Here is a 21051-nt window from a genome sequence, read left to right as displayed (position 1 = left end):
GTCACACCATGATCGATTTTGTCGCCGTCGAGCAGGGACTGGCCCTGCTCTTCTCGAGCTTTTCCCCCTGGATGGTGGTGCTGCCCGGTATCGTTATCGGGCTGATCTTCGGCGCCACCCCGGGGCTGCAGATCTCCATGGCCATGGCGATCTTCCTTCCCATGACCCTGTACATGGATTTCGTCCAGGCGATGCTGTTCCTGACCGCCATCTTTACTGGGGGCTCATTCGGTAGTGGCATCCCGGCGATCCTGATGAATATTCCCGGCACCTCCTCGGCTATCGCCACCGCCTTCGACGGCTACCCCATGGCGCGCCAGGGCAAGCACAACCAGGCACTTGGGATTGCCCTGGTGTCGTCCGTGCTCGGTACGCTGATGGGCTATCTGATTCTCTTCGTGATGATCCAGCCGCTGTCCCTGATGGTGCTCAAGCTGGGGCCTGCGGAGATGTTCGCGGTGATCCTGTGGGGCATGACGCTGATCGCCAGCCTGAAGGGCGAGCAGGTGCTCAAGGGGTTGATGGCCGGCTTCGTGGGCCTGCTGATCGGTACGATCGGCTTCAACGAGCTGGGTATGGCGCGGGGCACCATGGGGCAGACCTACCTGCTCGACGGGGTGCCGGTGATTCCGGCCATGATGGGCATGTTCGCCGCCTCCGAGCTGTTCAAGCTGGCCAACAAGGACTTTATCGTCGAATCCAAGGCTTCCCGCAAGGTCAAGGTCTCGGAAATCTTCGAGGGCTTCAAGATGGCCGTTCGCTACCCCTGGGTGATGATCCGCGGCGGCCTGATCGGGGTCTTCGTGGGGGCGGTGCCCGGGGTCGGTTCCTCTGTCTCCAACCTGCTCTCCTACGTGGAGACCCAGCGCCGCGACGAGGACCCGGACTCCTTCGGCAAGGGCAACCCCAAGGGCGTGGTGGCCTCGGAGTCGGCCAACAGCACCTCGGAGGCGGGCTCCATGGCCACCCTGCTGGCCCTGGGCATTCCCGGTGGCGGTGCCACGGCGGTGATGCTGGCGGCCTTCGCCATGCATAACATCACCGGCGGTCCGCAGTTTATCCGCCAGCAGACCGATGTGGTCTATGCCATCATCTTCGCCAACTTCGCCCAGGTGTTCCTGCTGCTGGTCATCGGGCTGCTGTTCATTCCGCTGCTGGCCAATATCATCAAGGTGCCGATGCGCTACCTGATCCCCTCGGTGCTGGTGCTGGCGGTGATGGGCTCCTTCGGGCTCACCGGCAACATGACCGGGCCGGTAACGGTGCTGGTGTTCGCGGTGGTCGGCTGGATCTTCCGCCACTACGGCTATTCGGTGCCGGCGGCGGTGATCGGCATGCTGCTGGGGGCCATGGCGGAGAAGTCCCTGCTGCACTCCTATCAGATCAGCGGTGGCGACCTGAGTTATGTGCTGGAGCGCCCGGTGACCCTGTTGATCCTGGCGCTGCTGCTGGTGTCGTTGTTCGGCAAGCGCCTGCTGGGCCTGCTCAAGGGAGGCAAGAAGGCCGCGAGCGCCTGAGCCGTGCTCGAACGTACCCTGGTGACGCTATTGATCCTGCTTACCCCGCCGCCGATGGCGCTGGCACATCGGCGTCGAGCCGCGGTGCAAAGACGACGCTGACGGTTAGTCCCTGGCCCGGCGGAGTGGAGAATTCGAGGTGGGCGCCGTGGGCGCGGGCTACCTCGTCGACGATGGCCAGGCCCAGGCCACTGCCCGGGGTCGTGGGGCTGGCCCGATAGAAGCGTAGGACAAGCCGGGTCAGGTGCTCAGCCGCCACTCCGACTCCGTCATCGGCAACGCTGAGCGCCGGTGCCCCGTCACGCTGGAAGGTACTTACCCGGATGGTGCCCCGGTAGGGGGCCTCGCCACCGGCATGCTGACTCGCATTCTCGATCAGGTTCTGCACCAGCCAGCGCAGACGCACCGGGTCACCGATCACCTCATCGGTCTGCTGTTCGATAAGCTCCAGCTCCTGCCCCCGCTGATAGATTCGCGCGGCAGCTTCCGCGCAGGCCTCTCGGCACACCTCACCGAGGTGTAGCGGTGTAAGAGCCTGGGTGTCCACCAGCTCGTGGCGGGTCTTGGCCAGGACCAGTAGCTGCTGCACCGTGTGGCCGGCCTGCTCGGCAATGCGCTCGATCTCTTTCAGGGGGTAACGCAGTGAGGGGGCCTCGCAACCCTGGGCGGTGACCTCCGCCAAGGCGCGGATCTCCGAGACCGGAGTACGCAACTGATGCGAGACGTCGGCATTGAACTGCTGGGTATTGAGGATGCTCTGGCGCATCCGTGCCATCAGGCCATTGATGCTGGCCACCAGGGTGGTGACCTCACGAGGCACTTGGGTCTCGATGGGATCCAGGTCATTGGGGGAGCGCTGGCGCAGGCTACGGCTGATGGCGTGTAGGGGCGCCAACCCCCGATGGATTGCCAGCAGGGCAATGCTCACGGCGAGCAGGCCCCCGAGTGCGGTCAGCCCCGATAGGGTCAGCAGGAATTCGTTGATCAGGGTGTCGCGGGCCTCGGTCGATTCGGCCACGATCACCTCGATACGTCTGTTCTGGGTGCCGCGTACTACCGGGAAGCTGGTCGCCACGGCACGCAGTTCGTTTCCGGCGTAGCGGGTATCGTAAAAGGTCGGCGTGGTGGTGTCCGAAGCGGGAGCCTCCAGTCCCTCGAAGCCAGCCAGCATATTGCCGGCATCGTCGCGGATGCGATAAAAGATCTTGCCATCGCCGCGGCTGCCCAGAGTGCTGATGCTGAAGTAGTGCATATTGATGCGAAGCACGCCCTCCACCGTGTGGATGCGCCGCTCCACCCGCTCGGCGGCATTGAGCAGCATCGCATCGAAGGTCTCGTTGATCTGACGAGAGAGCACTACCTGACTGGCAATCAGGGTGAGGATGCCGACCAGGCTGAAGGGCAGGCCGATCCAGAGCAGCAGGCGGGAGCGAATCGAGTTCACGAGCGTGGCTCGCCCGCATCGAGGAGGTAGCCGAGTCCGCGCACGGTGCGGAGCTGGGCGGCGTGACCGATCTTCTTGCGCAGGCGGGAAATATAGGTCTCCACGGCACTGTGAGTGATCGCATCGTCCAGGTCAGAGAGGCGGTCGATGATCTGACCCTTGCTGACCAGGCGCCCCTGATTGATCAGCAGATACTCGAGGACCTCTCGCTCGCGCCGGTGCAGCGCCACCGCCTCGCCGTTAACCATCACGTAGGGGCTGTCCGTGGGCAACTCCAGGCCGCCGCACTGCAGGCTGCTCTCGCCGAACTGCTTGGCACGGCGCACCAGGGCCTTGGCCCGGGCCACCACCTCGACCAGGGAGAAGGGCTTGCCCAGGTAGTCATCGGCGCCCTCTTCCAGGCCCAGAACTCGCTGATCCAGGTCGTCCCGTGCCGAGATAATCAGTACCGGTGTCTTGTCCTGGCGGGCGCGAAGTCGGCGCAGCACATGGATGCCATCCAGGTTGGGCAGGCCCAGGTCGAGCAGGATCAGGTCGAATGAGAAGTGGCGCAGCCACTGCTCGGCGGCCTGGCCATCGTCGCAGGTCTCCACCTGGAAGCCTGCCTCACCAAGAAACGTGGCGATGGAGTTGGACAGGTTGGGATTGTCTTCGACTACCAGCGCTTTCACGTGCCGTCCCGTATCATGAACTGTCTAAGTGGACAGTATATCGCGATAGGGCGGCCCGGGTCCTGCGTCGTTATCGATAGGCAGTATGCGGCGCCCGGGAGGGCGCCGCCGTCGGAGTGCTATTCGGCAGGAGGGCTAGTCGGCGTTGGGGAAGAACAGCTGCTGACCATTGACGTCGAAATCGCCGATCGCGCTCTGCCCCTCCTCGGAGAGTAGCCATCCATGCCACTGCTCGGCGAGGTCGTGCTTGAGGTGGGGGTGTCGCTCCTTTGAAATCAGGATGCTGCCGTACTGGTTGAAGAGCGCTTCATCACCCGCAAACAGCAGTTCGAGGTTCTGGGGGTTTTCGAAGGCGACCCAGGTGGCGCGGTCGCTCATCACATAGGCATCCATGCCGGCGGCGGTATTGAGGGTCGGGCCCATGCCGCTGCCCAGTTCACGATACCAGTCACCACCCGGCTCGACCCCGGCGGCGTCCCACAGACGAAGCTCGGCGCGGTTGGTGCCGCTGTCGTCGCCGCGGGAGGCGAAGGGCGCCTCGGCCTCGGCGATCAGCCGCATCGCCTCGGCCACGGTCTCGGCATCGGCGATACCGGCCGGGTCGCCTTCGGGGCCGATCAGCACGAAGTCGTTGTACATCACGTCGGCGCGCTCGGTGCCGTGGCCCTCTTCGACAAACTGCTTCTCGCCGGCGGTGTCGTGCACCAGCAGGCTGTCGGCGTCACCGCGCCGCGCGATCTCGAAGGCCTGGCCGGTGCCCACGGCGACCACGCGCACGTCGATGCCGGTCTTCTCGGTGAACTGGGGGATGATGGCGTCGAAAAGCCCCGAGTTCTCCGTCGAGGTGGTGGAGGCCAGGGTGATGTACTTCTCTCCGTCCTGGGCCTGGGCGGCCAGCGAGAGGCCCATCAGGCCGATGGCGGTCAGAGCAATGCGTGCCTTGTGTTGCATGGTCGCTTCCTTGTGTTGCTGATGAGTTTCGTTGCTGAGAGTCGTTGTTGTGTCTTGTTGACGACGGTTGGCGATGGCGGTTGCCGGTTGGTGCGGAGAGGCCGGCTAGAGCACCAGCTCTCCGCGGATAAAGGCCCTCGCCTCGTCCGAGGCGGGAGCCGTGAAGAAGGTGGCGGCATCGGTGTGTTCGACCAGACGCCCCGCGTTGAGAAACAGCACCTCATCGGCCAGGCGACGAGCCTGGTGGAGGTCATGGCTGCTCATCAGGATGCGGATACCCCGGGCGTGGAACTCCTGCACCGCGCTCTCCACTGCCAGGATGGCGGCGGGATCCAGGGCCGAGGTGGGTTCGTCGAGAAACAGCACCTCGGGGTCGAGCAGCCAGGCACGGGCCAGGGCCAGGCGCTGCTGCTCGCCGCCGGAGAGCACGCGGGCCGGCCGCCGTTCCAGGTGGCTCAGGCCGAAGCGTTCCAGTGCCTCGCGGGCACGTGACTTGCGTCGCTGACGCGGGGTGCCGTTGACCGCCAGGGCATAGACCAGATTGGCCAGTGCCGAACGCTTCAGGAGCACCGGGCGCTGGAAGACCATGGCCTGGCGCGGGGTGCGCCCCTCCCAGCGCAGCTGACCCTGGGTGGCGGGCAACAGGCCGTGGGCCAATCGCATCATCAGGCTCTTGCCGGCCCCGTTGGGACCCATCACCAGGGTGCGCTTGCACCCCGTCAGGCGAAGGTCCACGGGGCCGAGCAGGCGCTGGCCGCGATGAGTGAAGCTCACGCCTTTCAGGCTCTGGGCCGGCGGCTCGGTCACGAAGCGTGCCGTCAGATCGTTCATCCCAGTCGCCTCCTGGCCGTTTCTCCGACCATATAGGCGCCGGCATTGACCAGCGCCACCAGCCCCAGCAGCACGATGCCCAGGCCCAGTGCCAGTGCCAGGTTGCCCTTGCTGGTCTCAAGCACGATGGCGGTGGTCATCACCCGGGTCACGCCATCGATATTGCCCCCCACGATCATCACCGCGCCCACTTCGGCACTGGCGCGGCCGAAGCCGGCCAGGATCACCGTGACCAGGCCCAGGCGGGCATCCCACAGCAGGGTAGGGATCATGCGTAGCCGCGACAGCCCCAGGGAGGTGAGCTGCTCGTGATACTCCTGGTGCAACTCCTCCACCTGCTGGCGGGCCAGGGCGGCGATGATCGGCAATACCAGAATGACCTGGGCCACCACCATGGCGCCTGGCGTGAACAGCAGTCCCAACTCTCCGAGGGGCCCGGCACGGGAGAGCAGCAGGTAGACGCAGAGACCCGCCACGACCGGCGGTAGCCCCATCAGGGCGTTCAATGCCACCACCAGGGCGCCACGACCGGGGAAGCGCCATAGCGCCAGGGCCGCGCCGAGCGGCAGCCCGATCACGGCGGCCAGCAGGACGGCAACCAGCGATACCCTCAATGACAGGGCCACGATCTCCATCAGCGTGGGATCGAAGCCGAGGATCAGGCTGAGAGCGGTGGTCAGGGCACTGGTATCGCTGGGCATGCAGGTCTCCGTTGGTTGACTGGCATCTTGTGCGTTCAGGTTTCAAGATGCATGCAGTAGTGTAAATAAAACATTCTTAAACAGTAATGTGCAGTCGAAGCGGAGAAATGGTATGCAGACCTACCTGACCACTGCCGAGGTGGCGGACTACCTGCGCCTCAAGGAGCGCAAGGTCTATGACCTGGTACGCCAACAGGCCATTCCCTGTGTGCGAGTGACGGGCAAGTTGCTGTTTCCTCGCCACAGCATCGACCTTTGGCTGATGAACCATCTGGAGGGAGATCAATCCACGGCGCGGCCGGTGCCCGTGGTGCTGGCCGGTAGCCAGGACCCGCTGCTGGAGTGGGCGGTGCGGGAGAGTGGCTCCCAGCTGGCGCTACTGTGTCAGGGCAGCGGGGATGGGGTCCGGCGCCTGATGGAGGGGCGGGTGATGCTTGCCGGGCTGCATCTGCTGGATGCGACGAGTGGGGAGTACAACCGTCCCGAGGCCCTCGGGATGGGGGGCATGCGCGATCTGGTGATGGTGCGCTGGGCGAGCCGGCGTCAGGGGTTGTTGCTGGCGCCGGGCAATCCGCTGGGCATTCGTCGTCTGACCGACCTGGCGCGGCCCGAGGTGCGGGTCGCCCACCGCCAGCCAGATGCCGGGGCGGGGCGGCTGCTGACCTGGCTACTGGTCCGGGCGGGCGTGGAGGCCTCGCGACTACGGTTCTCAGAACACCCTTCGCTCTCGGAGGATGATCTCGCCCTGGCGATACGCCAGGGTGAGGCGGATGCGGGGCTCGGGGTGGAGGCGGCGGCGAGGCGCCAGGGGCTGACCTTTCTGCCGCTGCACCGGGAGCACTTCGACCTGGCGATGCGCCGGCGCAGCTACTTCGAACCGCCGATTCAGCGGTTACTGTCGTTCGCGCAGGAGCCGCGCTTCGTCGAGCGTGCCGAGGCGCTGGGCGGCTACGACATCGGCGAGTTGGGCAGGGTGGTCTACAACGCTTGATCGCTCCCGATATGGCGCTGCGACGGTTCGATCTCTTGTCTATTTACGCGCCGGTAGAGAGCGTGTCGGTTGCCGAGAGGCTGTGGGTTCCTCTCGGGAAACAGGAAGCCGCCACGGCTCGATGGCGAGCCGTGGCGGTGAGAGACACGCGGGTTGTCCACCGTGGTCCTTACCCGGGTCGCGCTTGATATCCGGTACCTGGTGTCAGTGCCACCAGGGCTCGGGGGACGCGACTGTCGCCGCCGGTACCGCTCTCGCTCCCGTTGTGCGAACTCCCGCCTTTTGTTGCATCGTTGTCGGTGCCGCTCTCGCTCCCATTGTGCGAGGTCCCGCCTTTCGTTGCATCGTTGTCGGCACCACGGTGGATGTCGTCGCCTTGTCGTGAAGGCGTTTGGTGCGCTCTTCCAGGTACACCGAGTCTGCCGCTACAACGGGAGAGAGAGACAGCAGTGCGATGAACAGGGCCGAGCTGCATGCCATGAGTTTCATGGTCATTGCCTCGTTGGGGTATCGAGGCAGTTTCGGTGCTCGGTAGCCGATCCTGGGTGCCGAGCGACGCCCCGATACCGGGGTGGATACCACGGCGCCATGCCACGCCGGCATGCACCGTGCCGTCGGCCTGGTGGATCTCGAGGGGGCAAGGAATGCGTCGCTGCAGGACACGCGGGTTCACTAGTAACACGCCCTCATGGCCTGTATGCAGGGCTTGTGATTGCCGACTGGGAGGTCTGGCTTGGGCTGTTTAATTATAGATCACGGTGCGTATGTCGAATCGTTTCGATTTGAGATTTTTTCACTTTCTCGCTCAAGGAGGAGATCCTGCACCTGTAGCCTGAGTCGCTTCGGCCGTCGGTGCCATGCGGCACCGGGCTACGGTCAGCGGTGCTCGCTCTCCGTCTCACTCAGCTCGAGCACATGATGGATCGCCCGCCATAGCGACCAGGCGTCGCGCCAGTGGGACGAGACCTCCACGTGCCCGAGTCCCTCGGCTTCGAAGAGTCGAGCCTGGCCGGCGGGGAGGGCATCCCGTAGCCGTCGCGAGTGGCTGATCGGGATCACCCGGTCGTCCGGGCCGTGGATCAGTACCAGCCTCGCCTCCAGCGCGGCGAGATCCCGAGACGCCAGATCCAGCGCCGTGAACTGGACGAGCAGCCGCGGTGGTAGCGCCTCGAGCAGCGACGTGACGCGCGCCGGGTCGCGGTTGGTCACCAGCTCGTACAGCGCCATTGCCTGGGGGCTCAGCTCGCTCGCGTCGGGTTCCGGTACCTCCTCGCCCGCCAGTTGACGCCGGGCGATGGCTGCCAGCCGCTCCCGGTCCTGTGCATCCTCCAGGGCGTGGAGTTGGCTGCGCAGCACGGCCCAGCGCACATCACGCTGGGGCGGAGGCGGCCGTCGGCCGGTGCTACCCCGATCCTCTCCGGTGGTGGCGTAGCGCAGCAGGTCAGTCAGGTCGTAATAGCCGCCAACAGCGATCACGAAACGTACCCGGTGGGTGGTGTCCGGCTGCATGGCGGCAAGTAGCGCTGGCCCCGTGGCGAAGCTGATGGCGGCCAGTGCCGGACCTTCGACGCTCATGGCAAGTGCGTCGGCGGCGTAGCGGATGGCATCGGCGATGCGCTGCACCTCGCGAGTGCCGACCGAGAAGTCACGCAGGCCGTCCAGCTCCGGCACCAGCACCGTGAAACCGGACCGCGCCAGGGTGCGAGCCAAGGCCATTAGACGGGGATCGCGCCGGCCTGCCTCGGTGAGGCCATGAACCAGAATCAGGGTCCCCCGAGGTGATATTGCCGGATGGTAGAGGTCCGCCACATAGTCGCGTCCCTCCACGGCGTAGGCGAGTCGCTTACGTTTGGGAGGAGGTGTGCGCTGCTTCAGCCGGCTCGGTGTCTCGCCGGCAGCCAGGTCGCCGAGTACCAGCAGGGCCTCGTGGTGGCGCTCCAGGGTACTGCAGCCCGACAGCAGCATGCCGAGAAGCAGACCCGGAAGCAGTCGAAGGAGGCTGTGCCGGCGGCGTTGCTCCTCGGCTTCTGGCAAATGCATCCTCCTCTCCGGGGCCGTCCCATCGCGCGGGCACCGCTTTTAATACACTCGCTCTGATTGGCCTCAGCATAGCCGACTGCCGAGCAGCAGCAGGGAGCCGTCCAGCTGATGCCAGCCCCGCCATACCAGGGCCAGTGTAGTAGCCGTGATGATGGCAGCTACGATTCGCAGGGTCAGGCGACGACTCATGCTTCTACCTGCGGGTGTCGGGTGCGTTGCACCGGTGTCTCGTTGATCCACCAGTGCAGCGCGGCGGCGGCGACCCCCAGCAGGATGGCCAGCTTCCAGACCACGTCGTAGTCACCCTGCAGGTCGTAGAGAAGGCCCCCCAGCCAGACGCCCATGAAGGAGCCGAGCTGATGGAAGAGAAAGACGATCCCGCCGAGCATCGAGAGGTGCTGGACGCCGAACACCGAGGCGACGATGCCGTTGGTCAAGGGCACCGTGGAGAGCCACAGCAGCCCCATGGCGATGCCGAAGGCGTAGGCACTGGCCGGGCTCAGCGGCGCCATCAGGAAGAGAGTGATGACCCCGGCACGGCACAGGTAGAGCCAGCTGAGCAGGTGCGGCTTGGAGAACCGTCCGCCCAGCCAGCCGGTGACATAGGTACCGAAGATATTGAACAGGCCGATCAGCGCCAGCACGGTGCTGCCCACCTGAACGGCGATGCCATTGTCGTAGAGATAGCCGGGCAGATGCACGCCTATAAAAACTACCTGAAAGCCGCAGACGAAGAAGCCCAGGCAGAGCAGCCAGAAGCCACGATGACCGACGGCTTCGTCGAGGGCCGCGCGCAGCGGCAGATCGCCTGCCGCGGCAGGTGAGGGGCGGTCACGCAGCAGGGCGCCCAACGGCAGCAGCAGGGCACCGATGGCGGCCATGGCCAGCAGTGCCACGGACCAGCCGAGCCACTCCAGCAGCCCGAGGGTACCCGGCAGCATGGCAAACTGACCGAAGGAGCCCGCGGCGCTGACGATGCCCATGGCCATGCTGCGCTTCTCCGGCGCCACGGCGCGCCCCACCGCGCCCAGCACCACCGAGAAGGTGGTGCCGGAGAGCCCCAGTCCGATCAGCACCCCGGCCGAGAGCGTCATGCCCAGCGCCGTTTCGGAGAGCCCCATGAACAGTAATCCCAGCGCGTAGAGCGCGCCGCCGACCACCACCACCCGGGCGGCGCCGTAGCGATCCGCCACGGCACCGGCGAAGGGCTGGGCGAGGCCCCAAAGGAGGTTCTGGATGGCCAGGGCGAAGGCGAAGACGCCGCGTCCCCAGCCCAGTTCCGCGCTCATCGGTTCGAGGAATAGGCCGAAGCCGTGGCGAAGACCCATGGCCAGGGTGACCACCAGGCTGCCGAGCACGAGGATCATCAGGGAGTGGCGGCGTAGAGCGTCCATCGGCGGGTCCATTGAGTGGGCTGGTTTGCAGGCTAAAGGACTCTACTATGTCGCCTGTAGCCGGTTTTGGCTAGCGTTGCAGAGCGCGCTCCAGCGTCGCCAGCCGGCCGGGTGACAGGGCATCCTCCACGGCGGTGATGCGCAGCACATGGCCCAGGGCCGGGTCGGCGGGGCGGGCGATCAGCTTCCCCTCGTCGAGCAGCGTCTTGTGTACCTCGGCGGCGAGCTCGGCACTTGGCAGTCGCACCCCGACGAAGTTGGTGGCGCTGGGCAGCACGTCGGCGCCCAGTTCGCGCAGGTGGGCGGCCAGGCGCTCGCGGCGCTCCCTCACCGCGGCCACGTGGGCGGCGACCTCGTCAGGGGCGTCCAGCACCGTTTCGGCGGCGGCCTGGCTGAGTGTCGACACCGCATAGTGGATGCGGACCTTCATCATCATCGCCAGGGTCTCCGGCTCGGCGATGGCGTAGCCGACACGTAGCCCGGCGAGGCCATGGGCCTTGGAGAGGGTGCGCAGGCGCACCACGCCAGGGAGCACCCGACGGCCGAACTCGCCGTCGGCGTCCCCGCGGAAGTCGTGATAGGCCTCGTCGAGCAGCAGCCAACAGTCGTCGGGCAGGGAGTGGCGCAGGGCCAGTACATCCTCGTCGCCGTGAAGATGGCCGCCGGGGTTGTCCGGGTTGGCCAGATAGACCAGCCGGGCGCGGGTCTCTCTGGCCGTGTGCGCCAGGGCGTCGAGGTCGGGGGCGAGTCGTCCCGGCGCCTCGTCGTAGGCGACTTCCTCCACGCGGCAGCCGTGGCCCCGGGCGAAGTAGGCGAAGGTGGGGTAGGTGCCCCGGGTGGCGACGACCGTCTCGCCGGGAGAGGTGACGGCGCGCAGCGTCAGGGCGAGCAAGCTGTCGGCCCCGGCGTCCACCAGCATCGCCTCCAGCGGGATTCCCTTCTGCTCGGCCAGGCGTCGACGGATGCCCAGCGCCTCGGCATCGCCGTAGCTGTAGACGTGCTCCGCCAGGGCATCGCCGAAGCGCTCGCGCAGGGCGCGGTGGGGCATATCGAGCCCTTCGTTGGAGCCCAGCTGGTGGGGGATCTCGCGCCCCAGGCGGCGCTCCAGCACGCGCACGCCGGGAAAGGGGTTGTGGGGGCCGTCGCCGGTCAGATGGTCGGGGAAGCGGGACATATCGGTCTCCAGTCGCTGATGCCAGTCACCGTTCACCCTAGCAGGGTTTGACGCCGAGTTGGCCCGCTGGGGGCTACTCCCAGAATTATCGCAGATGGCTCGGGGCTGATCTGGCGATAAGCCCCGGAGCGCCGGACCGACGAGGAGGCGCTGTAAACCCCTCCCTGGGCGCTACCGACGCCATCCATGGCGTAGGACCTCCTCGTCGGCTTTTCCCCAGCGCCCCTTGGTACAGTAACTGCAATAGCTTTGGGCTACTCCTTGGGCATATTGCGGGTGCCTGCCACGCCCCGCAGGCGCCGACGCAGCGCCGCCTTGCCCATCATATGGGCGCTGACCGGCGCGGTGGCGAACAGGAAGATGGTCACCAGGGCCTCCTGTACCGAGACGCCATCCTGCTGGTGGCTGAAGAAGAGCAGCGAGCCGATCAGCGTGCAGCCGACGCCCAGGGTGCTGGCCTTGGTGGGCCCATGCAGGCGGGTGTAGAAGTCGGGGAGCTTGGCCAGCCCCCAGGAGCCGATCAGCGCCACCACCGCACCCACCAGCAGGAAGAGGGCGATGACCAGCTGCATGATCCAGGACATGTCGAGGCCGTTCATTCGATGACGTCCCCCCGCAGCAGGTACTTGCTCATGGCCACGGTGCCGACGAAGCCCATCAGCGCGATCAGCAGGGCCAGCTCGAACAACACGCCGAGCCCCATCTGGATATCGGCCAGCACGATCAAGGCGATGCTGTTGATCATCAGGGTGTCCAGCGCCAGGATGCGGTCGACGATATCCGGGCCTGCGGCCAGGCGGTAGAGATTGAGCAGCGCGGCGACGGCGAACAGTGTCATCGCGATGGGAGTCACCAGGGCAATCATCGGAAGATCTCCTGCAGCGGGCGCTCGTAGCGGCGGTGTATCTCCTCGATGGTCTCGGCCTCGTTCTCCAGATGCAGGGCGTGCACCAGCAGGGTGTTGGCCTCGGCGTCATGGTGGAGCGTGACGGTACCGGGAGTCAGCGAGATGGTGCTGGCCAGGATGGTGATGGCGAAGTCATCGTCCAGGGCCAGCGGGTAGATGAAGAAGCCCGGCTTGAGATGCCGGGCGGGGCGCAGGATGCGCAGCGCCACCACCAGGTTGGAGCGCAGGATATCCAGCAGCAGCACCAGCAGGTAGCGCAGCAGCGGCAGTGGCCGCCGGATCCTCGCCTCCTCGGCCCAGAAACCATGTGTCACCATCGGGATGGCCACCCCCAGGACCAGTCCCAGCAGTGCGTGGGTCACGCTGACGTCATTGACCATCAGCAGTCAGAGCAGTGCCAGGAACAGCGAGAACAGCGGGTGCGGCAGCCAGAATCGCCACGCGCGGATCGAGGGCATCATGGGGCGACCTCCCAGGTTGACGCGGTGGCCTCGGGCAGCACCGCGCTGATATAGCCCTGTGGGGCGAGCAGCTGTTCGGCGGTGAGCGCAAGGTAGGCCATCACCGGGTCACCGAAGGCCGCCAGCAAGGCGTTGAGGCCGACCATGCTGTAGACCAGGGTCAGCAGGCCGCGCCTGAGTGGGTAGGGGCTTGCCATCTCGCCTGGTCGCCAGAACCAGCTGCTGCCGGTGCGGCTGATGGCGATGATCACCAAGAGAGCCGACGCCAGCAGCACCCCCCACAGCCATAGCCCGCCGGGTTCGGCGCCGCTGGCCTGCAGAATCCATACCTTGCTGACGAACCCCGAAAACGGCGGCAATCCCGCCATGGCGATGCCGGCGATAAAGAACAGGCTGCCCAGCACCCAGCGGTGTCCGATGGGGCCCACCGCGGAGAAGCGGTCATAGCCCTCCTTGCGTTGCTGACCCAGCAGGTCGGCGAGCAGGAAGAAGACGGCGGCCATCAGCGTGCTGTGCACCAGGTAGAAGAGGGCAGCGCCCAGGGCGGCGGGGGTGGCCAGGCTGATGGTCGCGAGCAGGGTGCCCACCGAGAGGATCACCAGATAGGCGGTCAGGGTGCGCAGGCTCTCGGAGCCCAGCACACCGATGCCGCCGAGTGCCAGGGTCAGCAGGGCCAGGGGCCACAGCCATTCCCAGGCGGTCTCGTTGACCGGAGCCTCACCCAGCGCGAAGACCAGCAGGAAGACCCGCAGGATCGCGTAGACACCCACCTTGGTCATGATGGCGAAGAGGGCCGCCACCGGTGCGCTGGCCGCCGAGTAGGCGCGGGGCAACCAGAACAGCAGCGGCAGGATCGCCGCCTTGATGCCGAACACCACCAGCAGAATCAGGCTGGCCGCCGCCAGCAGCGGCGCATCCTCGGCCGGGGCCGCGGCGATTCGCTGTGCCAGGTCGGCCATGTTGAGGGTGCCGACCAGGCCGTAGAGGGTGCCCAGGGCGATCAGAAACAGCGCCGACCCCGCGAGGTTGATGATCACATAGTGCAGGCCCGCGCGGCTGCGGGCGCGGCCGCCGCCATGCAGCAGCAGGGCGTAGGAGGCGATGAGCAGGATCTCGAAGAACACGAAGAGGTTGAACAGGTCGCCGGTCAGGAAGGCGCCGTTGAGGCCCGCCAGCTGGAACTGGAAGAGGGCATGGAAGTGGGCGCCGCGCCGGTCGGTGCCACCGCTGGCGTAGAGCAGGCAGCAGAGTCCGAGCACGGCGGTGAGGGCCAGCATGATGGCGGCGAGGCGGTCGAGGACCAGAACGATGCCGAAGGGGGCCGGCCAGTTGCCGGCCTGGTAGATCAGGTAGTCGCCGGCACCGGCCGTGGCGATCGCCCAGAGACCCAGCAGTACCAGCCAGCCGGTGCTGGCAAACCCGAGCAGGCGCTGCACGGCGAAGGAGGCCCGGTAGAACAGCAGCTGGCCCGCGCCGGTCAGCAGCGGCAGCAGGATGGGCAGGATCAGAACGTGGTTCATGTCCGGTCCTCGTCGGGATTCTCACCGTCGACATGGTCGTTGCGCAGCTCCACCGCGGCCTTGAGCGCCAGCACCACCACGAAGGCGGTCATGGCGAAGCCGATGACGATGGCGGTCAATACCAGTGCCTGGGGCAATGGGTCCGCCATGGTGTCCGCGATGCCGATGATGGCCGGTGCCCCGGCCACCAATCGACCCGAGGCGAACAGGTAGAGATTGACGGCGTGGGAGAGCAGGGTCAGCCCCAGAATGACGGTAAAGGTGCGCGCCCGCAGCAGCAGATAGGTGCCGCAGCTGGTCAGCACGCCAAGGGTGATGGCATAGAGAAGCTCCATCAGCCGATCTCCTCGCCGGGGCCGGCCACCGTCATCAGCTTGCCGAGGTTGGCCAGAATCAGCAGCGTGGCCCCGACCACGGTGGCGTAGACACCGAGATCGAAGAGCATGGCGGTGGCCAGCTCGAACTCGCCGATCAGCGGCAGGTGCAGGTGACCGTGGGCCGAGGTGAGGAAGGGGAAGCCGAACAGCCAGCTGCCCAGGCCCGTGAAGGAGGCGATCAGCACCCCGGCACCGATCATCGGCCGAAAGGCGGTCGGCATGCGTGCCTGGGCCCAGATCAGCCCGCCGGCCATGTACTGCAGGGTCAGCGCCACCGCGGTGATCAGCCCCGCGATAAAGCCGCCGCCGGGCTGATTGTGGCCACGCAGGAAGATATGGGCCGAGACCAGCAGGGCAACGGGCAGCACCAGGCGGGCCACGGCGCCGAGCATGATCGGATAGGGCTCGGCCACCCAGTGGGCGGGGTTGGTGTCGACCACACGCTCCTTGAGATGCAGGTCGCGGGTGAAGGCGAAGACCGCCACGGCGGCGATGCCCAGTACGGTGATCTCGCCCAGGGTATCGAAGCCGCGGAAGTCCACCAGGATGACATTGACCACGTTGCTGCCGCCGCCGCCCGGCACGCTGTTGGCCATGAAGAAGTCGGAGATCGTCTGCTGGGGGCGGGTCAGGATGGCGAAGCTGAAGGCGGCCACGCCCAGGCCCATCAATCCGGCGATGGCCAGATCGCGGCCCATGCGCAGTCGGGTCGAGCCGCGTGGGGAGGTCTGGGGCAGGAAGGAGAGTGCCAGCATCATGATCACCACCGCCATCACCTCCACCATCAGCTGGGTCAGGGCGAGGTCCGGTGCCGAGAAGCGGGCGAAGGTCACGGTGACGAACAGTCCGGTGACGCCGAGCAGCAGCAGGGCCGGGAGCCGGTGATGGTGATAGACCACCACCCCCAGCGATGTCAGGCAGAGCAGGGTCGCGGCCAGCAGGGTGAGCGGGTCGAGGGGGGCAAGCGCCACGCCGCCGTCCCAGCGGGGAACATCGTGCAGCTGCAGGCCGACCAGCACCACGAGGGTAGCCATGATAAAGGTCAGATAACGCTGCAGGGAGCCATTCTCCAGCTGGAACACACGCTGCTGGGCCAGAGCCGTGGCGCGACGCATGAACCAGTCGAAGATCTCCTTGGCATCCACCATCGGCAGGCGGGCATGCAGACGGAAAAGCGGCGTACGCCAGTGGTAGAAGAGTGCACCGCCGGCCAGGGCGAAGAGGCTCATGAGCATGGGCAGACGGCCACCCAGGGCCGTGAAGTCATAGGGGGCAACGGCTACTTGCTGGGTGGCGGCGAAGGCGGGGTGGACCAGTGCCATATAGATCGGCTCGGGGGCCAATCCCACCAGCAGGGTGGCCAGGACCGGCAGCATGATGGGCGAGAGGGCCGCCAGCCGGGGTGGGGCGGGTGGCCAGATCGGCAGGTCGATCGGCCGACCATTGAAGAAGACGTTATGGAAGATCCGGATCGAGTAGGCCACCGAGAAGAGTCCGGCCAGGGCCACCCAGGCGGGAATCACTACCGCCGCCCACTCCGGAGTGACGACCAGCAGGCTTTCGTTGAACAGCATCTTCTTGCTCAGATAGCCGCTCATCAGGGGCAGGCCGGCCATGGCGGCGGAGGCGACGCCCGACAGCACCATCAGCGCCGGCATGAAACGCCACATGCCGTTGATATGGCGCATGTCGCGGGAGCCGGTGGCGTGGTCCACGTAGCCCGCCATCATGAACAGCGGGGCCTTGAACAGCGCATGACACACCAGGTGGAAGAGGGCCGCCGCCAGTGCCATGGGCGTTCCCAGCCCCAGCAACAACATGATCAACCCCAGGTGGGAGACCGTGGAGTAGGCCAGCAGTCCCTTCATGTCGTGCATGAACATGGCCACGAAGGCACCCACCATCAGCGTCAGCATGCCGGTCAGGGTCACCAGGTAGAACCATAGCGTGGTATCGGCCAGTGCCGGGTGCAGTCGCGCGAGCAGGAACAGCCCCGCCTTGACCATGGTGGCGCTGTGCAGATAGGCGGAGACCGGGGTGGGCGCCGTCATGGCATGGGGCAGCCAGAGGTGAAAGGGGAACTGGGCCGACTTGGTGAAGGCGCCCAGCAGGATCAGATTAAGCAACAGCCAGTAGTGCTCGCTTGCGCGAATTCGGCTGCCGGCCTCGAGGATGACGGAGAGTTCATGGCTGCCGGCGGCCTGGCCCAGCAGCATGATGCCGGCGAGCAGAGCCAGGCCGCCGCCGCCGGTGATCACCAGCGACATGCGAGCACCCAGGCGAGCCGCATGATCGTCGGTGTGGTAGCCGATCAGCAGAAAGGAGGTCAGGCTGGTCAGCTCCCAGAACACCAGCATAAAGAGCAGGTTCTCGCTAAGCACGATGCCCAGCATGGCCGCCATGAACAGCAGGGTCAGGGTAAAGAAGCGTGCCGTGGTCTTGCTGCCTTCGAAATAGTAGCGGGCATAGAGCAGGATCAGGCAGCCGACGCCGGTGATCAGCAGGGCAAACAGCAGCCCCAGGCCGTCGAGTCGAAAGCTTGCGTCGAGACCCAGGGAGGGCAGCCAGGAGAGCCGCTGGACCACGGCCTCACCGCCCTGCATCACATGGGGGAGCCAGCTGAGCAGCAGCAGCAGGCAGAAGAGGGCGGGGAGGGCGGAGACCGAGGCCAGCAGGCGTGATGATCGTCCCTGCAGCAGGGCGGGCAGGCAAGCGCCCGTCAGTGGCAGCAGGATGATCAGCACAAGCGGCATAAGGCACGACTCCCTGTCCGGCAGTGGTTCCTTTACACACTATAAGAGGGCACCGGGGCTTGGTCAGACGCCGGCTTCAACGCTGGATGGGGGTTCCGGGGAGGTTACGAACGGCATCGGCGTTGAAAGGGACCGACGGCGCGCGCAAGCAGTATCGAGATTGGCATTCTAGGATAATGAGCAGGCAAGCGTTTCAGGCGCTGCCTTTGCCGCATCCGATAACGACAATACCGAGAGGCAAGCCCATGCATAGCAAGAAGTTTCCGCGTCTGGCCGCCCTGGCGGCGCTGCCCCTGGCCATGGCGGCCGTCCAGGCCCAGGCCGAGGAGATGGCCATCGCCACCATCCTTCCCGAGAACATGAGCAACAACGAGGTCTACCCGGCGCTGATCCAGTTCAAGAACCTGGTGGAGACGCGTACCGACGGGGAGATCACGGTATCGATCTTCGGCAACAGCCAACTGGGCTCCGAGGTGGAGACGGCTTCCGAGGTGCAGGGTGGACGCACCCTGCAGTCCACCATCATCACCACCGGTGCCATGTCATCCTTCTATGATGACTACCAGCTGATGACCGCGCCCTTCATCTTCGACAACTGGCGTCAGGCCTGGGCCTTCTTCGATGGCGACTGGTTCGCCGACTTCATGTCCGGCACCATCGAAGAGACCAATATGCGCTATCTGGGCACCTTCGATGACGGCGGCGGCTTCGTTGCCTTCACCAACAACGAGCGTCTGATCAAGACCGTGGAGGATCTCGAGGGGCTCAATATCCGCACCGAGGAGAACCCCGGACACGTGGCCATCATGAAGTCGCTGGGCGCCTCGGCCACGCCGCTGCCCTGGGGCGAGGTAGTCACCGCCCTGGAGACCGGCCTGGCCGACGGTCAGTTCAACGCCCCGGTGCTCAATACCACCTTCAACTTCAATGAAGTGACGGACTACACCACGCTCACCGGGCACGTCTATAACAGTGCCGCCTGGCTGGTCAGCGAGGAGTGGTTCCAGAGCCTGACCGAGGAGCAGCAGCAGGCCATCGTCACCTCCGCCCGCGAGGCGATCGCCATCGGCCACGGCATGTCCGGTGCCCTGGCCACGGCCAGCTGGGTGGAGTCCTGCGAGCGCTTCGAGGAGTGCTACATCATGCCTCCCGAGGAGCGGGCCCGCATGGCGGAGATCGCCACGCCGGCCTGGAAGGAGTGGATCGTCAACGACTTCGGTATCGAGGAGGAGAAGGTCGATGCCTTCCTTGCCGAGGTCAAGCGGGTCGGCGAGGAGGTCGTCGAGAGCGATATGGCCAATTATGGTCAATAATGTAATCAATAACGTAATCAATAACATGGCCAGTAACATGGTCAGTTACCATCGCGATTGAGAGAACGGCCCCGGCGATCCCGGGGCCAGTGAATCGACAGGCGACTGGTGCCTGTGTCGTGGGACGGCCGGCCCGCGGGCTGGCCGTCGATCACCTCGAGGTATGCTGATGACCCTCCTTCAGCCTTTGCGCCGGATCAGTGATGCGGTGAATCAGGCAGCGATCGTGGCCTGTGTGGCCTGCGTGCTCATCATGCTGGGCATCTCGTTCACGGCCTTTCTCTACAAGCTGGCCACCGGCAGCACGCTGAGCTGGACCTACTCCCTGGCCAGGCTCTTCCTGCCCTGGATCGGTTTCCTCTCCATGACCATCTCGTTGCGCTATGGCGAGCATGTGGCGATGACGCTACTGGTGCGCAGCCTGCCGCGACTGCTGCTGAAGGTGGCGGCAGGCCTGTGCCTGGGTGTCATCGCGCTGTTTGGCCTGATGCTGGTCTGGTATGGCTGGGGGTTCTTCCAGGGGGCCTCCCAGGTCTACATGGTCTCCGACCAGATCCAGATATCGGCCAAGTTCACCACCATCGTGATTCCGATCAGCGGGGTCATCGTCCTGCTGCACCTGGTGCAGGGCTTCGACCTGCTGGAACACTTCATCGATGACGACAGTGTGATCGATGGGCTTATCGACACCGCCGATGGGGAGAAGCGCTCATGATGCCCGCGATCATCGCTTTCGTTGTGCTATTGCTGATCGGCGCGCCGGTCGCCGTGGTGATGGCCATGTCGGGGCTGGCCGGCGGCTTTGCCATGGGCGACGAGCGCATGCTCGGCATCATCGCCGACCGCATGTTTGCCGGGGTGTCCGGCTTCCTGCTGATCGCCGTGCCCTATTTCATCTTCACCGCCGAACTGATGAACCAGGGAGGGCTGACCCAGAAGCTGATCGCCTTCAACAATGCCCTGTTCGGTCAGGTCCGCGGGGCCCTGTCACACGTCAATGTGTCGGTATCGGTGTTCTTTGCCGGCCTCACCGGGGCGGCGATCACCGATACCGTGGCGATTGGCAAGATCATGATCCCGGAGATGAAGGCGCAGGGCTATGACGCCGAGTATGCGGCCGCGGTCACGGCCTGCTCGTCGATCATCGGGCCGATCATCCCGCCCAGCGTGGTGATGGTGGTCTATGCCACCCTGCTGCGCGATATTTCGGTCATCGACCTGTTCGCGGGAGGCATTATCCCCGGCCTGCTGATGGCCCTTGCCCTGCTTGCCGTCAGCTTCTTTCTGGCCTGGAAGCGGGGCTATCCCAAGCAGGCGCCGACGCCACTCAAGGTAGCCGGGATGGCCTTTCTGGTCGCGCTGCCAGCGATGATCGTGCCATTGATCATCCTTGGCGGCATTCTCTCGGGGCTGACTACCATTACCGAGGCCTCGGGCTTCGCCGCGGTCTATGCCATTGCCATCGGCGTGGTCTTCTACCGTAGCCTGACCTGGCAGAAGATCTGGTATGCGCTGCTGGTGACGGTGCGCTTCTCGGGCGTGGTGTTCTTTCTGCTGGCCACCTCGGCGGTACTCGGCTGGTTCGTTACCCGCTCCGGTATCGCCAGGGACGCGGCAGGCCTGATCACCACCTTCAGCGACTCGACCTTTCTGCAGCTGCTGCTGGTGTGTGCCCTGCTTATCTTGATCGGCACCGTCATGGATGTGCTGCCGGCGCTGGTGGTGGTGGCCCCGGTGCTGGTGCCGGCGATGGTTCAGCTCGGTGTGGACCCGCTGCACTTCGCGATCCTGATGATCGTGGTGCTCAATATCTCCAACGTCACCCCGCCGGTGGGCATGACATTGATGACGGCGGCACGTATCGCCAATGTGCCCTTCGAGCGGGCGATCATCGCCTCGTTGCCATTCTATGTGGCCTTTATCGCGGTGATCCTGCTGCTGGTCAGCTTTCCTTCACTCTCAACCTGGATACCGTCGCTGCTGGGCTAGACGCCGGCCATCGCAAT

Annotated in this window: 20 protein-coding genes; 5 read left to right on the top strand and 15 right to left on the bottom strand. The window is 65.6% G+C overall.

What is annotated here, in order from left to right; translation table 11 throughout:
* The first annotated feature begins 8 nt into the window (after positions 1 to 8).
* A complete protein-coding gene (locus RM463_RS01850) occupies positions 9 to 1517 on the top strand; it encodes a tripartite tricarboxylate transporter permease (RefSeq protein ID WP_311428742.1) in 1509 nt (502 codons plus the stop codon).
* A 40-nt stretch (positions 1518 to 1557) separates the two neighbouring features.
* Here RM463_RS01850 and RM463_RS01845 read toward each other — a convergent pair whose 3' ends face one another.
* From RM463_RS01845 to RM463_RS01825, 5 genes are all read right to left on the bottom strand, one after another.
* A complete protein-coding gene (locus RM463_RS01845) occupies positions 1558 to 2961 on the bottom strand; it encodes a sensor histidine kinase (RefSeq protein WP_311428741.1) in 1404 nt (467 codons plus the stop codon).
* Entirely contained in the window at positions 2958 to 3632 is a 675-nt protein-coding gene (locus RM463_RS01840) for a response regulator transcription factor (protein WP_311428740.1), read from the bottom strand. The genes RM463_RS01845 and RM463_RS01840 overlap by 4 nt, the downstream gene beginning before the upstream one ends.
* A gap of 135 nt (positions 3633 to 3767) precedes the next feature.
* Positions 3768 to 4541, bottom strand: a complete 774-nt coding sequence (locus RM463_RS01835; RefSeq protein ID WP_311429113.1) for a substrate-binding domain-containing protein — start codon at positions 4539 to 4541, stop codon at positions 3768 to 3770.
* A gap of 147 nt (positions 4542 to 4688) precedes the next feature.
* On the bottom strand, positions 4689 to 5414 hold the full coding sequence (locus RM463_RS01830; protein ID WP_311428739.1) for an ATP-binding cassette domain-containing protein: 726 nt from the start codon (positions 5412 to 5414) through the stop codon (positions 4689 to 4691).
* Positions 5411 to 6115: an ABC transporter permease gene (locus RM463_RS01825; RefSeq protein WP_311428738.1), complete on the bottom strand. Its 705-nt coding sequence runs from the start codon at positions 6113 to 6115 to the stop codon at positions 5411 to 5413. Before RM463_RS01825 ends, RM463_RS01830 begins: the two co-directional genes overlap by 4 nt.
* Positions 6116 to 6227: 112 nt before the next feature.
* Between RM463_RS01825 and RM463_RS01820 the strand changes: the two genes are divergently transcribed.
* Positions 6228 to 7106, top strand: coding sequence for a helix-turn-helix transcriptional regulator (locus RM463_RS01820; RefSeq protein ID WP_311428737.1), 879 nt, complete (start codon positions 6228 to 6230; stop codon positions 7104 to 7106).
* An 876-nt stretch (positions 7107 to 7982) separates the two neighbouring features.
* On the opposite strand, the gene RM463_RS01815 is transcribed toward RM463_RS01820, so the two are convergent.
* The 10 genes from RM463_RS01815 to RM463_RS01770 all read right to left on the bottom strand — a co-directional run bounded on the left by RM463_RS01815 (position 7983) and on the right by RM463_RS01770 (position 17732).
* Positions 7983 to 9146: an alpha/beta hydrolase gene (locus RM463_RS01815; protein ID WP_311428736.1), complete on the bottom strand. Its 1164-nt coding sequence runs from the start codon at positions 9144 to 9146 to the stop codon at positions 7983 to 7985.
* A 63-nt stretch (positions 9147 to 9209) separates the two neighbouring features.
* Positions 9210 to 9335 (bottom strand): hypothetical protein, encoded by a 126-nt coding sequence (locus RM463_RS01810; RefSeq protein WP_311428735.1) that lies wholly within the window; start codon positions 9333 to 9335, stop codon positions 9210 to 9212.
* Positions 9332 to 10540: an MFS transporter gene (locus RM463_RS01805; RefSeq protein WP_311428734.1), complete on the bottom strand. Its 1209-nt coding sequence runs from the start codon at positions 10538 to 10540 to the stop codon at positions 9332 to 9334. Before RM463_RS01805 ends, RM463_RS01810 begins: the two co-directional genes overlap by 4 nt.
* A gap of 70 nt (positions 10541 to 10610) precedes the next feature.
* Entirely contained in the window at positions 10611 to 11714 is a 1104-nt protein-coding gene (locus tag RM463_RS01800) for an aminotransferase class I/II-fold pyridoxal phosphate-dependent enzyme (RefSeq protein ID WP_311428733.1), read from the bottom strand.
* 254 nt (positions 11715 to 11968) lie between these two features.
* On the bottom strand, positions 11969 to 12313 hold the full coding sequence (locus tag RM463_RS01795; RefSeq protein WP_229332981.1) for a Na+/H+ antiporter subunit G: 345 nt from the start codon (positions 12311 to 12313) through the stop codon (positions 11969 to 11971).
* Positions 12310 to 12579, bottom strand: a complete 270-nt coding sequence (locus RM463_RS01790) for a K+/H+ antiporter subunit F (protein ID WP_311428732.1) — start codon at positions 12577 to 12579, stop codon at positions 12310 to 12312. Before RM463_RS01790 ends, RM463_RS01795 begins: the two co-directional genes overlap by 4 nt.
* Positions 12576 to 13001, bottom strand: coding sequence for a Na+/H+ antiporter subunit E (locus RM463_RS01785; protein ID WP_311428731.1), 426 nt, complete (start codon positions 12999 to 13001; stop codon positions 12576 to 12578). Before RM463_RS01785 ends, RM463_RS01790 begins: the two co-directional genes overlap by 4 nt.
* A gap of 77 nt (positions 13002 to 13078) precedes the next feature.
* The gene (locus RM463_RS01780; RefSeq protein WP_311428730.1) at positions 13079 to 14602 is read right to left on the bottom strand and encodes a monovalent cation/H+ antiporter subunit D; all 1524 of its coding nucleotides are present in this window, start codon (positions 14600 to 14602) and stop codon (positions 13079 to 13081) included.
* Entirely contained in the window at positions 14599 to 14937 is a 339-nt protein-coding gene (locus RM463_RS01775) for a Na+/H+ antiporter subunit C (protein ID WP_132041237.1), read from the bottom strand. The genes RM463_RS01780 and RM463_RS01775 overlap by 4 nt, the downstream gene beginning before the upstream one ends.
* On the bottom strand, positions 14937 to 17732 hold the full coding sequence (locus RM463_RS01770) for a monovalent cation/H+ antiporter subunit A (RefSeq protein ID WP_311428729.1): 2796 nt from the start codon (positions 17730 to 17732) through the stop codon (positions 14937 to 14939). Before RM463_RS01770 ends, RM463_RS01775 begins: the two co-directional genes overlap by 1 nt.
* A gap of 245 nt (positions 17733 to 17977) precedes the next feature.
* Here RM463_RS01770 and dctP point away from each other — a divergent pair, with 245 nt between their 5' ends.
* The 3 genes from dctP to RM463_RS01755 all read left to right on the top strand — a co-directional run bounded on the left by dctP (position 17978) and on the right by RM463_RS01755 (position 21034).
* Positions 17978 to 19045: a TRAP transporter substrate-binding protein DctP gene (gene dctP / locus RM463_RS01765; RefSeq protein WP_311428728.1), complete on the top strand. Its 1068-nt coding sequence runs from the start codon at positions 17978 to 17980 to the stop codon at positions 19043 to 19045.
* 169 nt (positions 19046 to 19214) lie between these two features.
* Positions 19215 to 19760: a TRAP transporter small permease gene (locus RM463_RS01760; protein WP_311428727.1), complete on the top strand. Its 546-nt coding sequence runs from the start codon at positions 19215 to 19217 to the stop codon at positions 19758 to 19760.
* Positions 19757 to 21034: a TRAP transporter large permease gene (locus RM463_RS01755; protein WP_311428726.1), complete on the top strand. Its 1278-nt coding sequence runs from the start codon at positions 19757 to 19759 to the stop codon at positions 21032 to 21034. The genes RM463_RS01760 and RM463_RS01755 overlap by 4 nt, the downstream gene beginning before the upstream one ends.
* The last annotated feature ends 17 nt before the right edge of the window (positions 21035 to 21051 follow it).

The organism is Halomonas sp. LES1, assembly GCF_031846005.1.
Classification (GTDB): domain Bacteria; phylum Pseudomonadota; class Gammaproteobacteria; order Pseudomonadales; family Halomonadaceae; genus Halomonas.
Note: the sequence above shows the minus strand (reverse complement) of the source record. Positions and strands in the feature narration are given on the sequence as shown.

Excerpts from the sequence above, each read along its gene's own strand:
- RM463_RS01850 (WP_311428742.1), top strand. The coding sequence starts at position 9 with ATGATCGATTTTGTCGCCGTCGAGCAGGGACTGGCCCTGCTCTTCTCG.
- RM463_RS01835 (WP_311429113.1), bottom strand. The coding sequence starts at position 4,541 with ATGGGCCTCTCGCTGGCCGCCCAGGCCCAGGACGGAGAGAAGTACATC.
- RM463_RS01830 (WP_311428739.1), bottom strand. The coding sequence starts at position 5,414 with ATGAACGATCTGACGGCACGCTTCGTGACCGAGCCGCCGGCCCAGAGC.
- RM463_RS01825 (WP_311428738.1), bottom strand. The coding sequence starts at position 6,115 with ATGCCCAGCGATACCAGTGCCCTGACCACCGCTCTCAGCCTGATCCTC.
- RM463_RS01820 (WP_311428737.1), top strand. The coding sequence starts at position 6,228 with ATGCAGACCTACCTGACCACTGCCGAGGTGGCGGACTACCTGCGCCTC.
- RM463_RS01815 (WP_311428736.1), bottom strand. The coding sequence starts at position 9,146 with ATGCATTTGCCAGAAGCCGAGGAGCAACGCCGCCGGCACAGCCTCCTT.
- RM463_RS01810 (WP_311428735.1), bottom strand. The coding sequence starts at position 9,335 with ATGAGTCGTCGCCTGACCCTGCGAATCGTAGCTGCCATCATCACGGCT.
- RM463_RS01805 (WP_311428734.1), bottom strand. The coding sequence starts at position 10,540 with ATGGACGCTCTACGCCGCCACTCCCTGATGATCCTCGTGCTCGGCAGC.
- RM463_RS01800 (WP_311428733.1), bottom strand. The coding sequence starts at position 11,714 with ATGTCCCGCTTCCCCGACCATCTGACCGGCGACGGCCCCCACAACCCC.
- RM463_RS01795 (WP_229332981.1), bottom strand. The coding sequence starts at position 12,313 with ATGAACGGCCTCGACATGTCCTGGATCATGCAGCTGGTCATCGCCCTC.
- RM463_RS01790 (WP_311428732.1), bottom strand. The coding sequence starts at position 12,579 with ATGATTGCCCTGGTGACTCCCATCGCGATGACACTGTTCGCCGTCGCC.
- RM463_RS01785 (WP_311428731.1), bottom strand. The coding sequence starts at position 13,001 with ATGGTCAATGACGTCAGCGTGACCCACGCACTGCTGGGACTGGTCCTG.
- RM463_RS01780 (WP_311428730.1), bottom strand. The coding sequence starts at position 14,602 with ATGAACCACGTTCTGATCCTGCCCATCCTGCTGCCGCTGCTGACCGGC.
- RM463_RS01775 (WP_132041237.1), bottom strand. The coding sequence starts at position 14,937 with ATGGAGCTTCTCTATGCCATCACCCTTGGCGTGCTGACCAGCTGCGGC.
- RM463_RS01770 (WP_311428729.1), bottom strand. The coding sequence starts at position 17,732 with ATGCCGCTTGTGCTGATCATCCTGCTGCCACTGACGGGCGCTTGCCTG.
- dctP (WP_311428728.1), top strand. The coding sequence starts at position 17,978 with ATGCATAGCAAGAAGTTTCCGCGTCTGGCCGCCCTGGCGGCGCTGCCC.
- RM463_RS01760 (WP_311428727.1), top strand. The coding sequence starts at position 19,215 with ATGACCCTCCTTCAGCCTTTGCGCCGGATCAGTGATGCGGTGAATCAG.
- RM463_RS01755 (WP_311428726.1), top strand. The coding sequence starts at position 19,757 with ATGATGCCCGCGATCATCGCTTTCGTTGTGCTATTGCTGATCGGCGCG.